The organism is Erwinia sp. V71 (assembly GCF_965644245.1).
Classification (GTDB): Bacteria; Pseudomonadota; Gammaproteobacteria; order Enterobacterales; family Enterobacteriaceae; genus Erwinia.
This window is the reverse complement of record NZ_CBFFRK010000136.1, coordinates 1-12377: the sequence shown is the minus strand read 5'-3', so window position 1 is coordinate 12377 and position 12377 is coordinate 1. Positions and strand designations below refer to the sequence as shown.

Sequence of the window (12377 nt, the reverse complement as noted above, 5' to 3'; positions counted from 1 at the left end):
TCCGGCAGCCTTCAGTGGTCTTTGCAGAGTTAAGACAGGCGGCTTAGCGTTGCACTTCGAACTTGAATCCGCCTGGTACTGACACTGTTATCAGTTTTTCTCAGCAGTCTGCGCAGTTATGGTTTCCAGTTTTTGCCGGTATTTGTTGGCAACGTGATGGTGATGCTGGCTTATGGTTTATTGCTCAACGCCTTTCGCAGCTTCTGCAATAAACCGCTGGGTTATCACTGGGCCTTTGGCGCCATCTTCTGGGCGGTTCTCTGCCTGATACCCGATTTCTATCACTCCATGCTGTTGCGCATCATCGTCAGCTGTCTGCTGTGCGTTTTCTACACCAGCGCGCTGATTATGCTGCTGGCGCAGGCGCCTGCGGAACTGAAAGCCACCTACTGGCCAGCCAGTTACTGTTGTGGATACACCTGCTGTTCCATATTGCGCGTATCTTTCTCGACGGCGGTGTCGCGGCGCGTGAGCATGGTGCGATTGGCGGCTCAACCTTCTCAGTGTATGTGATTCTTGAATCGATTCTGTTTGTTATTGGCGTCACCTTTACCATTCTGGCGATGGTCAATGAACGCAACCAGATCCGCTACAAGCAGGCCTCGCTGCGTGACCCGCTGACCGGTGTCTGGAACCGGCGCGCCCTGTTCAAGCATACCGAACAGCAACTGCGCCGCATTGCGCAGCGCAGTCAGCCGCTGACGGTGATGTTGTTCGATCTCGACCACTTCAAAAGCATCAATGACCGCTACGGTCACTTCCAGGGCGACCGTATCCTGATCGATTTCTGCCAGGTGGTGAGTGCCATTCTGCCTGCGGACAGCCATTTCTCGCGCCTCGGTGGTGAAGAGTTCGCCGCCGTGCTGACCATCGACGAAAAGACCGCTGCCGCACTCAGCGAACATATTCGCACTGCGGTGGCAACGTCACTGCCGGATAAAGTGTCCTATTCAGTCAGTATTGGTGTCACCACCAGCCGCCAGCAGGATATTACCTTTACCGAATGCATGATTGCGGCGGATAAAGCGCTGTATCGCGCCAAAGCGAATGGCCGTAACCGCGTGGAAACCTTCTGTGCAGAAACGGCGGAAGCCGTCCTGCTGTGACATTACGCCGGGGCACGTACTTTATACTGCCCCGGCGCCCTCCCCGTGTAATGGCGGAACGCATAGATAAATCCGGACGGGGTTTCATATCCCACCTGCAGAGCCACTTCCGTGACCGGCAAACCGCTCTGCAACAGGGTGATGGCATACTCCATCTGAATTCTCTTTTTATACTCGCCGAATGTCATTCCGGTCAGCGTCACAAACAGGCGCGTCAGGGTGCGTTCGCCGACACCAATCTGCTGACTGATATCACGGCTGCTCTTGCTGAAATGGTCACTGGTGGTCAACAGGGCAATCGCCCGGCGCAGGCGTGGCTCTGCGGCAAAAGGGATGGTCTGGGTGCGCTGCGGCGCACTGGCCAGCTGATCGATAAACACCAGCCACAGCCGCTGCTCCGCTGCTCCGCTGCCGTCGCGGGCTTCTGTCGGGGAAAGTCGCTGACCGCCACACTCAGTGCCTCCAGCAGCGGGCTGACTTCTAGCTGGCAGGGATGTTCCGCCAGCACCAGTGTCTGCGGGGAAAAAATCGCGATTGCCCGCAGACGCGTCTGACGCGGCATTTCAATACTGTGCGCCACGCCGGCCGGGATAAACACCGCGCTGCCCTGCCCGGCAATGATCAGACGATCGTCGAAACAGAAACAGGCACAGCCAGAGACAATAAAGATTAGCTGGACGAAATCGGGGTGGCAGTGACGCACAATCTGCGTTCCGGCGCTGTGGCTTTCCTGTGACAGCCAGAACGCATCGTCCTCCGTCTGCACCATACGGCTCGATTCAGGTTGTACTGGCGGGTGACGGGGTTTCATGGTGTGTGGGTGTCTCGTTGCCGGTAAGCGCTGGCGATCAGCAGTGCCACCAGCGTAATCGCCAGCGTCAGGAATAACAATGCCATCTGCAACCCAGTGCGCATCCCCAGTTGCTGCGCCAGTACCCCCACCAGCCAGGGGATCACTCCGCCCAGCAGATAGCCGCCAGACTGGGTCATACCCGACAGACGTGTCGCCTGGCTTTTGGTGACAGTAAAGTCCAGCGGCAGGATCAATGCGATGGGAAACAGTCCCCCGGTGCCCATCCCCAGCAGCAGCGATGCCAGCCACGGTGACAGGTTGCCCGCCATGACCAGAGCACCCGCCAGCGTCAGCAGGGCAAACACCAGCGGCGCACGGGCGCGGCTGATGTGCAGCAGGCGCGTCACGACACTAAACAGCAGGCTGGTCAGCAGCTGAGTGACCACGCAAAACGCCATCAGCAACCCCGCCAGATGCGCACTGTACCCCTGATGAATCATAAAAGCGGGTAACCAGGCGACCACACTGTAGTTAATCCCGGCCTGCAGGCCAAAAAACAGCGTGAACTGCACGCGCGCGAGCGTGATAGCGTCAGCTGCGCAGCCTCAGGATCGGCAGTATGATGTTCATCATCACGCGAACCGTAATACCACAGCATTGCCGCCACCACCGCGGGCAGCGCCCAGACCGCCAGCCCCGCCTGCCAGCCGAGCCCGCGGATATCCGCGAACAGTGGCGTCGCCCAGGCGGCAGCCGCTGCGCCCAGCCCCATACTGGCGGAATAGATGCTCATCGCCAGCGCGGTATGCTGCGGAAACGACTCTTTGATAAAGCCGGACAGCAGCGGACGAATAATCGCATCCGCCCCCCCTACACAGGCGGCCGTCAGCAGCAGCAGACCAAAACTGCGGCTGTCGAGACGCAGCAGCAACCCGAGGATCAGCAGCGCAAATGCCAGCAGCATGCTGTTGCGCAGTCCGGCACGTTGTTCGAGCTGATGGCCCAGTGGTGATAACACCCCCATGCAGATGACCGGAATGGCGGTCAGCAGCCCCAGCCAGCGGGTATCAATCTGTAAACTGTGGCGAATATTTTCCAGTACGGGCGCAACCGAGGCGATGCCGCTGCGCAGGCATATTCCGGCCAAAAACAGCATTGCCCAGGGAAGTAACGATTTGAATGACATAGTGGCTCCGGCAGTGATTCAGGAGATTGTGCCACCCGCGCCGGGCTGAATCTGCCGATAATCGGACAAAAAATAGCGCAAAACGGCCAATATAATCACGCAGGAATTCACGCCAGCGCGCAAAAAGGATAACGTCAGAAAGGAGAAAAACGGGTAAAACCGGAGCTGCTGCGCCGTTAAGATGCGCGGGAAGCCGCCCCGGATATCGCTGTCATCAGAGCAACCTTAGCCGGTCACCCTGTTACTGACAGAACTAATGGCTGTGATGGGAGTCGCGGCGGCAACGTTTATCGCCACAGTGCCGCAGCCAGTAATAGCGGTCAGCGACTTTTTCCCGGCCGCTGATACGCGCACCGACCAGCCATAGCAGCGCGCCAATAAAGATGCCGAAAATGGCGCCATGCGTCAGATACTGTGGCAGTTGCAGTTGTGGTAACTGGTTAAGGATGGAGTAGCCGACGCCGAGTACCATGGTCAGTAACCCGAGTCCCATCAGGGCATTACCTGCGACGTTCGCGTGTTTACGTTTCATAATCACCTCCATGAACTCAGGCTGCGTGAAATAGCACGAATTGCCTGGTTGACATAAGTTTAGGAAATGACCTGCCGTTACGTTGCGCGATGGATCACAATATGCACATATTTTTGACAATTCTTTACGTCTAACCAGCTGAATCTATATAGAAAATGTATTATCAACTTCCTGAACTATCCCTCCTGTAATCACCTGCAGTGCGGTTTTGTGTTCTGTGGGTCGGCACAGTACACTAGCGCCTCTGGATTAAGCACTTAGCAGGAACCCATCACCGTGAGCACGATTAAACTGATTGTTGGCCTGGCCAACCCTGGCGCTGAATACGCCGCTACCCGCCATAATGCCGGCGCCTGGTATGTCGATCTGCTGGCTGATCGCCACAATCAGTCATTAAAAGAAGAGAGCAAATTCTTTGGCTACACTGCGCGACTGAATATTGCCGGTGAGGATGTGCGCCTGCTGGTGCCGACCACATTTATGAACCTGAGTGGCAAAGCGGTGGCGGCGATGGCGACCTTCTACCGTATTGCGCCGGAAGAGATTCTGGTGGCGCATGATGAACTGGATCTGCCGCCTGGCGTGGCGAAATTCAAACAAGGCGGCGGTCACGGCGGGCATAATGGCTTAAAAGATATTATCAGCAAGCTGGGTAATAACCTGAACTTCCACCGTCTGCGGATTGGTATTGGTCACCCGGGCGATCGCAATAAAGTGGTGGGTTTTGTGCTGGGTAAACCGCAGGCTGCGGAACAGAAACTGATTGATGATGCGGTGGATGAAGCGGCACGTTGCACTGAGGTGTGGCTAAAAGAAGATCGCCTGAAGGCGATGAATCGTTTGCATGCGTTTAAGGCGGGATAAGGTTTAACACGAGGTCTGGCTGCAATTGATGCCGGATACCGGGCTGGGTGGCTGGGAGACTGGGAGACCGGGCCTGCGCAGGGAACCCGGTCAGCTCCGCAAAGACGCAAAAAGCGTCATCCATGACAGCTCGGCCCGCGCCGTCCATGGCGCGGGACGCTTTTCTCCGCTGACCGGGTTCCCTGCGTTTTAAGCTTCTGTGTTGCTGCCTGCGTTTCCAGTACGATGGCGTTACAGGTTAAACCCCGTAAGCTCACCGTCTTTTGCGTGCACCAGCAGGCCATCAAACATCATCCGCCGCCACTATGTAATCCGGATTATCCAGCTCATGCATACAGTAAGGCCCCGCCTTACGCAGCAGGCTAATGCAATCCTCGCTCAGATGACGCAGCCGCAGACTTTTCCCCGCCTGCTGATAGCGCGTACTGAGCTTATCAATCGCCTCCACACCACTGGAATCCATCACCCGGGTACGGGCAAAATCAATCACCACCTTCGCAGGATCATTTTCTGGTGAGAACAGCTCACCAAACGCGGCACTGGAACCGAAAAACAGCGGACCTTCCAGCTGATAGGTTTTCTCGTCCCCTTCCTGCTGCTCGCGCACAATGGTGATACGCGCATGCTGCCAGGCAAACACCAGCGCGGAGATAATCACCCCGCAAATCACCGCCATCGCCAGATCGGTAAAGATGGTCACCAGCGTTACGGCAATCATCACCACCGCATCCGCTTTCGGCATACGCTTCAGGCGACGCAGTGAGCTCCACTCAAAGGTGCGGATACAGACGACAAACATAATGCCAGCCAGCGCGGCCACCGGCAGCAAAGCGATATATTGCGACAGACTGACAACAAACAGGATCAGCAGTAACGCGCCCACCAGGTTCGAGATACGTCCACGCCCGCCAGAGGTAAAGTTGATAATCGACTGACCAATCATCGCGCAACCGGCAAAGCCACCAAAGAAGCCACAAATGGTGTTACCGACGCCCTGCGCCACACACTCTTTATTCCCTGCCCCTTTCTGGTTACCCATTTCATCGAGCACCGCCATGGTCAGCAGTGACTCAATCAGCCCGACCAGCGCGATGATTACCGAATACGGCAACACAATTTTCAGCGTTTCCAGGCTCAGCGGCGCTTCCGGCAGATGGAATACCGGCAGATTGCCGGCGATATCGGCTAAGTCACCGACGCGTTTCGTCTCCAGATTAAAGCCAATCGCAATCGCACTGATGGCAATCAGCGCCGCCAGCGAGCCTGGAATGACTTTAGTAAAACGCGGGAACAGCCAGACAATCAGCATTGCCAGCGCCACCAGGCCATACATCACCGGCCCCTGGTCTTTAATCATCGGCAGCTGCGCCAGCATAATCACAATCGCCAGGCCATTCACAAATCCGAAGATCGCGGGCTGCGGCACCAGGCGGATAAATTTACCCAGCCGGAATACGCCAATCGCCACCTGCAACAGCCCGGCAAGAATGGTCGCCAGCAGCACATATTCATAGCCGTGCTGCTGAATCAGGCTGATTAACACCACAATAATCGACCCGGCCGCACCGGAGATCATGCCCGGCTTACCGCCGATAAATGCCGTCACCAGCCCGAGAATAAACGCGGTATGCAGACCGATAATCGGCGATAACCCTGCCAGTAAGGAAAATGCCGTCGCTTCCGGGATCAGCGCGACAGAGACAACAGCGCCAGCCAGCACATCATTCTTGATGCCGTAGACCCTGAGGTTGCTCAGGTTAAACATAATTTTTTCACTTATTTTTTTAATAACAGCCAGTGCCGTGCGACCGCAGGATCGGGCACAGTGAGGTTGTCGTTCAGACGACAGTGGCAACGGACGTTGCGCAGACAGGGGAAAACTCAGGGTGGCGTAAGCAGAAACAGATGCATCCGCGCTGTCTCCGTTGGCGAAAAGATGGCCCTAGTATGGAAAAATTAGATCGCGATCACAAGCCTTAACCCGGCTATTGACGTGAAATCGCCGCCAACCAGGCAATAATTACGTGTATAATGCCGGAAGTTTTTTTACATCCATATTGAGGTATTTTAAAATACCTTGATTATCAAGCTATTAAGGTGATTCAAACATGGGATTCAAATGCGGTATCGTGGGCCTGCCTAATGTGGGTAAATCCACCCTGTTCAATGCGCTGACCAAAGCGGGGATTGAAGCAGCTAACTTCCCGTTCTGCACCATTGAGCCGAATACCGGCGTGGTGCCAATGCCTGATTCACGTCTCGACCAGCTGGCGGAAATCGTTAAGCCGCAGCGTATCCTGCCAACCACCATGGAATTCGTCGATATCGCCGGTCTGGTGAAAGGCGCCTCCAAAGGTGAAGGCCTGGGTAACCAGTTCCTGACCAATATCCGTGAAACCGAAGCGATTGGCCACGTGGTGCGCTGCTTCGAGAACGACAACATCATCCACGTTGCGGGCAAAGTGGACCCGGCGGAAGATATCGACGTCATCAACACCGAGCTGGCACTGTCGGATCTGGAAACCTGTGAACGAGCCTTGCAGCGCGTGCAGAAGAAAGCCAAAGGCGGCGATAAAGATGCGAAAGCTGAACAGGCTGCGCTGGAAAAATGCCTGCCGCATCTGGAAAACGCCGGTATGCTGCGCTCTCTGAAACTGGATGAAGAAGAGAAAGCAGCCATCCGTTACCTGAGCTTCCTGACGCTAAAGCCGACCATGTATATCGCCAACGTCAACGAAGATGGTTTCGAAAACAACCCTTATCTTGACCAGGTGCGTGAAATCGCTGAGAAAGAAGGCTCTGTGGTGGTGGCAGTGTGTGCCGCTGTGGAATCGGATATCGCTGAGCTGGAAGATGAAGATCGTGCCGAGTTTATGGCCGAGCTAGGTATCGAAGAGCCAGGTCTGAACCGCGTGATCCGCGCCGGTTACGCCCTGCTGAACCTGCAGACTTACTTTACCGCGGGCGTGAAAGAAGTGCGTGCCTGGACTATCCCGGTAGGCGCAACGGCACCACAGGCAGCCGGTAAAATCCATACCGATTTCGAGAAAGGCTTTATCCGTGCGCAGACCATCGCATTTGAAGACTTTATCGCTTACAAAGGCGAACAGGGTGCGAAAGAAGCCGGTAAAATGCGTTCTGAAGGGAAAGAGTACATCGTGAAAGATGGCGATGTGATGAATTTCCTGTTCAACGTCTAAAATTAAATGTTTTGTCTCATGAGATTTCATAACATCTCATGAAGCTCACAAAACCCATTAAATTCCACGCGCTTGCGTGGATTTTTTATTCCACATTGTCTCATGCGATCTCATGAAAGCGCCGTCTAAAATGAGTACATAGATGAGTACAATCTGTTTCCATTATCATTTCAGGTGAGTACAATAACGGTATAAGAAAAAGACAAGGACCCGCTATGCTAACTGATACGCAATGCCGCACTGCCAAACCGAAAGAAAAACTCTATCGGCTCAATGACTTCAATGGCCTCTACCTCGAAGTGAAACCTAATGGAAAAAAGGCATGGCGCTATCGATTTAAACTCAACGGTAAATCCAGCATGTTTGCGCTAGGTGAGTACCCGACGGTCAAACTTGCCGAAGCTCGCGAGAAATGCGAGCAAGCGCGTAAACAAGTCGCAGATGGAGTTAGCCCGACACAGGCTCGTCAGTTAGATAAGATCCGCAAGGTCAATGACGCATCTAACACCTTTGAGCTGATCGCCAAAGAATGGTTGCAGATGAAAGACTGGGCCGAAATCACCAAAACGCGCCGACTGGATATGCTTGAACGTGTGGTTTTCCCCGCAATCGGTAAGCTCCCTGTCAGAGAGATCACCCCACACCACATTCTAAAAATTCTTCAGGAAACGGCTAAGCGCGGCGCTCCGTCCGTAGCCGCTGAAGCCCGCCGGACTATTTCATCGATTTTCGAGCTGGCGGTAGCGACACTCAGAGCAGATAGCGATCCTGTCTGGCCTGTACGCAAGGCACTTCCGGCGAATAAGACACAGCACAAACAGGCATTGAACCCACAGCAAATAGGGAAGCTATTAAGCTGTTTTGATAACAGTCGCGGCTCATATCAGGTTAACTATTGCATGTGGCTAATGTGGTGGACGTTGGCACGGCCAGCCGAAGTCACCGAAGCTGAATGGGCAGAATTCGATCTCGATAATGCACTATGGACCATTCCGGCGACGCGCATGAAGGCTCGCAGGGAACATGTTATTCCCCTCCCCTCCCAGTCCGTCAAAATGCTCAGAACGCTACAGGGATTAACCGGGCATCGACACCACCTCTTTCCTGGCCGTGATGACCCGCGTGGCCCGATGACATCACACTCGCTGCGTCAGCTACTTAAAAGCCTCGGCTGGAGTGGAACTTACAGCCCACATGCAACCCGAACCACAGGCAGCACACGGTTAAACGAGATGGGCTATCGACCTGATGCTATCGAAGCTCAGCTTGCGCACGCTGATACCAACAACGTTCGCCGCACGTACAACCATGCGACGTATCTTGATGAGCGCAAAGTGATGATGCAGGAATGGGCTGATAAGCTTGATGGATGGGTAAGCTACACCCGTGGCAGTGTGGATATTTCGTAAACTATGATGCATTGGTGTGTTAACATTGATTAATAATAATTATTTTATGCTGAATAATAAAAACCACATTTTGACCTATACTTTAGTAACCATCTGATTTTACGATTATTGTTTGCTGAACTCACCCGCCGTTATAATCCCTCTTTTTTCCATCCCTCCAATAACACAGGGCACCCCCATGAGCCGATACCATGTATCCAGCAGTGAAGGCCAGTAAGAGAAAGCCTCTTGCGAGCAGGTTTTAGCTAATAAACTGGGTATCGCTGTTTCCGATGAGATGGATGAAGCTGAAGTTGTCCTGTTAGAACAACTTTACCAGTTAGTTTTTGAAGAACAGTTCCCGGAAGGACAGCTCAGCGTAGCCATCCTAAAAAGCTGGCACCGCCGGTGGTTAGGTAACATTTACGAGTGGGCCGGACAAGAAAGAGCGGTCAATATCAGCAAGGGCGGCTTTATGTTTGCCCCTTCGGTAATGATGTCAACTTGCTGATTTAGTGTATGGTGGTACTTTTGAGGTGTTAACGTGGCTTGCATTTCCATCAGCTGCCCTTCCTGCTCCGCTACTGAAGGTGTGGTGCGTAACGGCAAAAGCACTGCCGGACATCAGCGCTATTTCGTCTCTCACTGCCGTAAAACATGGCAATTGCAGTTCACTTACACCGCCTCTCAGCCCGGTATACACCAGAAAATCATTCATATGGCCATGAATGGCGTGGGATGCCGGGCAACAGCCCGCATTATGGGCGTTGGCCTCAACACGGTTTTACGACACTTAAAAAACTCAGGCTGCAGTCAGTAACCTCGCGCATACAACAGGGCAGTGACATCATTGTCTGCGCTGAAATGGACGAACAACGGGGCTACATCGGGCTAAATCTCGCCAGCGCTGGCTGTTTTACGCATATGACAGGATACGCAGGACAGTTGTGGCGCATGTCTTCGGTGAACGCACCATGGCCACGCTGGAGCGTCTTCTGAGCCTGCTGTCGGCCTTTGATGTGGTGATATGGATGACCGACGGCTGGCCGCTGTATGAATCATGCCTGAAGGGAAAGCTGCACGTTATCAGTAAGCGGTATACGCAGCGAATTGAGCGGTATAACCTAAATCTGAGGCAGCATCTGGAAAGGCTGGGACGGAAATCACTGTCGTTCTTAAAATCGGTGGAGCTGCATGACAAAGTCATCGGGCATTATCTGAACATAAAACACTATCAGTATGTTGGAATCATTACCCCCTGTTTCATATTGCCTTGCCCCCATTGCATTCCAACTTCTGAGGCTTTAACTGTGACCGTTGCGTAAACGTCACATTTAGACCGTATACTGGTACAGGTAACGCTGCCAGCTCTCCAGCACCGGCCGTGTGACCTCCGCCGCGTAGTGGATGCCGCGCTCTGCCGCCCACAGGATAAAGCGGTAGCTGTGGTGCGTCTGCACTTTCAGCGTGGTTACCGTCACCGCCGCCGAAGCCCGCTCCGCCTCCGCCACCTTCAGCCGTTCATCCTGCTGCTGCTCCAGCGCCAGCAGCACCCGGCCCGCCTCGCGCTTTATCACTGCCATATCACACGCCAGCTCGTTTGCCGCCGTGGATACGTAAGCCTGCCGCTGGTTCACGTGGTACATGTCCAGCTGGTCGGTGTGGAACGCGCCGGTCGATTCGTCCAGCACCCGCACGTTCACCTTCATCACCTCGGTAAGCAGGTTCTTCTGCCAGCCCCGCACCCGCCACACGCGCGGCCCGGAACGTAACAGCAGCTCCCCGGAGGACGTCACTTCACAGGCGATGGCGGCGGTTTCAGCAGGCTGATGCGCGGGCGGTGAGACCGGGAAGGCGGCTGAAGAAGAAGATGTTTCACTGCGGGCTGAGCCGGTTTCTGAAGCGGCTCCGGCGTCGCTGCCGGACACGGCAGGAACCGGCCCGGACATCCGCACCGCCTGCTCCAGCGCCAGAGCTAATGCACCCTCAGCGTTAACGCTTTTCACTGCATAAGCATTCGCATCCAGGCCCGCCGGGAACCGCACCCGCCAGGCATCGATCCCGGCTCCGCCAAGCCGTTCCGCGACGGCTTCCGCGCCCCGCTCCCCGGCTTCGTCCCGGTCGAAGGCGATCAGCACCCGCCTCACCCCGTGATACTGAAGCGCCGCCAGATGACCCGGCGTGAAGCCGTTCACTCCGAACGCCGCGATCACGTTGCGGAACCCGGCGCACCAGAAGGTCATGGCGTCGATCAGCGCTTCACACAGGATGATTTCAGAGTCGGCGGCCAGCGCGGCTTCGTTCCAGATCCCCGTCAGCGGCGACGGCAGATACAGGTGTTTTGCCGAGCTTTTTTAAGCTGATGATCCGCCATCGCCCGCCGTCCGTAGAGCTGCAGCACCCGGCCACGCGAGGCCGGATCGTGACTCTCTGACCAGCCCGTCACCGGCACCATCAGGCAGCCCCGGAAGTGATCCTGTCGGGTCTGCTCACGCAGCACGCCCAGCGCCGCCAGACGTTCACGCAGCCGCTTACCCTCTTTGCTCGATGTGGACGGCAGCAGACCCGCATCGCCGCTGATGCCGTGTGCGCCCGCGAACCCCAGCCTGAAGTGACCGACCAGCTCAGGATGATTCAGGCCGCGCTTTTCCAGCTAGGCCAGCGCATCCGGCGACTGAAGGAGATTATGGTGATACCAGTCAGTGACCTGGTACAGCAGCGCCTGCCCGTCGTCGTCCAGATCGGTGAGCGTCTGCCGGACGAGCGGCAAAGAAGAGGCGGCTGAAGGAGAAGCAGAGGAAGGCAGCGAAGAGGAAGATCCGGCCAGATCGCGCAGCCGGATCAACGTCTGCGCATACGTCAGGTTTTCGGTGTATTGCAGCCAGTCCAGCACCGTCCGCCCGCGTTGCAGCCGAAGCAGTGATACAGGTTTTTAGCCGGGGAGATCACACAGGACGGCGACTTTTCCGCGTGGAACGGGCAGAGAACAGCGAAGTCATGTCCCTGCTAACCGTTAAAGTAAAAATCCCGGCGCAATGGCCGGGATTTGTCATTTAAAAACCACTAAGTACAACTTCACCATAATCAAACGATCTTAATAATTGATTGTGATCCTCAAAGAGGCATAACTTGTACTTATTTATCAATAAATTACATCCTTCATCAATAACTTCTGGATTACCAGTAAAACACAGGAGCAGCTCTTCATTAAGGAAGGTGCGATTAATTCGATGGGGGCGGATTCAAGTTCGAAGTGCAACGCTAAGCCGCCTGTCTTAACTCTGCAAAGACCACTGAAGGCTGCCGGA

Annotated in this window: 11 protein-coding genes and 4 pseudogenes; 7 read left to right on the top strand and 8 right to left on the bottom strand. The window is 54.9% G+C overall.

What is annotated here, in order from left to right; translation table 11 throughout:
• The first annotated feature begins 132 nt into the window (after positions 1 to 132).
• Both ACSZO1_RS19495 and ACSZO1_RS19490 read left to right on the top strand, forming a co-directional pair.
• Positions 133 to 513 carry a hypothetical protein gene (locus ACSZO1_RS19495; protein WP_437615596.1) on the top strand — a complete coding sequence of 127 codons (381 nt, stop codon included), beginning with the start codon at positions 133 to 135 and terminating at the stop codon, positions 511 to 513.
• Positions 408 to 1106, top strand: a complete 699-nt coding sequence (locus ACSZO1_RS19490) for a GGDEF domain-containing protein (RefSeq protein ID WP_437615594.1) — start codon at positions 408 to 410, stop codon at positions 1104 to 1106. Before ACSZO1_RS19495 ends, ACSZO1_RS19490 begins: the two co-directional genes overlap by 106 nt.
• 2 nt (positions 1107 to 1108) lie before the next feature.
• On the opposite strand, the gene ACSZO1_RS19485 is transcribed toward ACSZO1_RS19490, so the two are convergent.
• From ACSZO1_RS19485 to ychH, 5 genes are all read right to left on the bottom strand, one after another.
• Complete coding sequence (locus ACSZO1_RS19485; protein WP_437615592.1) at positions 1109 to 1396, bottom strand: helix-turn-helix domain-containing protein; 288 nt, start codon at positions 1394 to 1396, stop codon at positions 1109 to 1111.
• Positions 1393 to 1917 (bottom strand): cupin domain-containing protein, encoded by a 525-nt coding sequence (locus tag ACSZO1_RS19480; RefSeq protein ID WP_437615590.1) that lies wholly within the window; start codon positions 1915 to 1917, stop codon positions 1393 to 1395. Before ACSZO1_RS19480 ends, ACSZO1_RS19485 begins: the two co-directional genes overlap by 4 nt.
• On the bottom strand, positions 1914 to 2399 hold the full coding sequence (locus tag ACSZO1_RS19475; RefSeq protein ID WP_437615588.1) for a hypothetical protein: 486 nt from the start codon (positions 2397 to 2399) through the stop codon (positions 1914 to 1916). The genes ACSZO1_RS19480 and ACSZO1_RS19475 overlap by 4 nt, the downstream gene beginning before the upstream one ends.
• Positions 2396 to 3085 carry an MFS transporter gene (locus tag ACSZO1_RS19470; RefSeq protein ID WP_437615586.1) on the bottom strand — a complete coding sequence of 230 codons (690 nt, stop codon included), beginning with the start codon at positions 3083 to 3085 and terminating at the stop codon, positions 2396 to 2398. The genes ACSZO1_RS19475 and ACSZO1_RS19470 overlap by 4 nt, the downstream gene beginning before the upstream one ends.
• Positions 3086 to 3338: 253 nt before the next feature.
• Complete coding sequence (gene ychH, locus ACSZO1_RS19465) at positions 3339 to 3617, bottom strand: stress-induced protein YchH (protein WP_437615584.1); 279 nt, start codon at positions 3615 to 3617, stop codon at positions 3339 to 3341.
• A 276-nt stretch (positions 3618 to 3893) separates the two neighbouring features.
• Here ychH and pth point away from each other — a divergent pair, with 276 nt between their 5' ends.
• Positions 3894 to 4481 carry an aminoacyl-tRNA hydrolase gene (pth, locus tag ACSZO1_RS19460; protein ID WP_437615582.1) on the top strand — a complete coding sequence of 196 codons (588 nt, stop codon included), beginning with the start codon at positions 3894 to 3896 and terminating at the stop codon, positions 4479 to 4481.
• A gap of 283 nt (positions 4482 to 4764) precedes the next feature.
• Here pth and ACSZO1_RS19455 read toward each other — a convergent pair whose 3' ends face one another.
• Positions 4765 to 6246, bottom strand: a complete 1482-nt coding sequence (locus ACSZO1_RS19455) for a SulP family inorganic anion transporter (protein ID WP_437615580.1) — start codon at positions 6244 to 6246, stop codon at positions 4765 to 4767.
• Between the two features lie 343 nt (positions 6247 to 6589).
• Here ACSZO1_RS19455 and ychF point away from each other — a divergent pair, with 343 nt between their 5' ends.
• The 4 genes and pseudogenes from ychF to ACSZO1_RS19435 all read left to right on the top strand — a co-directional run.
• Positions 6590 to 7681: a redox-regulated ATPase YchF gene (ychF, locus tag ACSZO1_RS19450; RefSeq protein WP_437615578.1), complete on the top strand. Its 1092-nt coding sequence runs from the start codon at positions 6590 to 6592 to the stop codon at positions 7679 to 7681.
• 215 nt (positions 7682 to 7896) lie between these two features.
• Positions 7897 to 9090, top strand: a complete 1194-nt coding sequence (locus ACSZO1_RS19445) for a tyrosine-type recombinase/integrase (RefSeq protein ID WP_437615576.1) — start codon at positions 7897 to 7899, stop codon at positions 9088 to 9090.
• A gap of 178 nt (positions 9091 to 9268) precedes the next feature.
• A pseudogene (locus ACSZO1_RS19440) lies at positions 9269 to 9568 on the top strand (cell filamentation protein Fic); the annotation flags it as partial.
• A 45-nt stretch (positions 9569 to 9613) separates the two neighbouring features.
• Positions 9614 to 10307: pseudogene (locus ACSZO1_RS19435) on the top strand (IS1 family transposase); the annotation flags it as partial.
• A gap of 105 nt (positions 10308 to 10412) precedes the next feature.
• On the opposite strand, the pseudogene ACSZO1_RS19430 reads toward ACSZO1_RS19435, so the two are convergent.
• Positions 10413 to 10541: pseudogene (locus tag ACSZO1_RS19430) on the bottom strand (site-specific tyrosine recombinase XerC); the annotation flags it as partial.
• Positions 10542 to 12075, bottom strand: a pseudogene (locus ACSZO1_RS19425) (CHC2 zinc finger domain-containing protein); the annotation flags it as partial.
• Positions 12076 to 12377 lie beyond the last annotated feature (302 nt).

Bases quoted from the DNA above. Each gene is read 5' to 3' on its own strand.
- ACSZO1_RS19455 (WP_437615580.1), bottom strand. From the start codon at position 6,246: ATGTTTAACCTGAGCAACCTCAGGGTCTACGGCATCAAGAATGATGTG.
- ACSZO1_RS19475 (WP_437615588.1), bottom strand. From the start codon at position 2,399: ATGATTCATCAGGGGTACAGTGCGCATCTGGCGGGGTTGCTGATGGCG.
- ychH (WP_437615584.1), bottom strand. From the start codon at position 3,617: ATGAAACGTAAACACGCGAACGTCGCAGGTAATGCCCTGATGGGACTC.
- ychF (WP_437615578.1), top strand. From the start codon at position 6,590: ATGGGATTCAAATGCGGTATCGTGGGCCTGCCTAATGTGGGTAAATCC.
- ACSZO1_RS19480 (WP_437615590.1), bottom strand. From the start codon at position 1,917: ATGAAACCCCGTCACCCGCCAGTACAACCTGAATCGAGCCGTATGGTG.
- ACSZO1_RS19445 (WP_437615576.1), top strand. From the start codon at position 7,897: ATGCTAACTGATACGCAATGCCGCACTGCCAAACCGAAAGAAAAACTC.
- ACSZO1_RS19470 (WP_437615586.1), bottom strand. From the start codon at position 3,085: ATGTCATTCAAATCGTTACTTCCCTGGGCAATGCTGTTTTTGGCCGGA.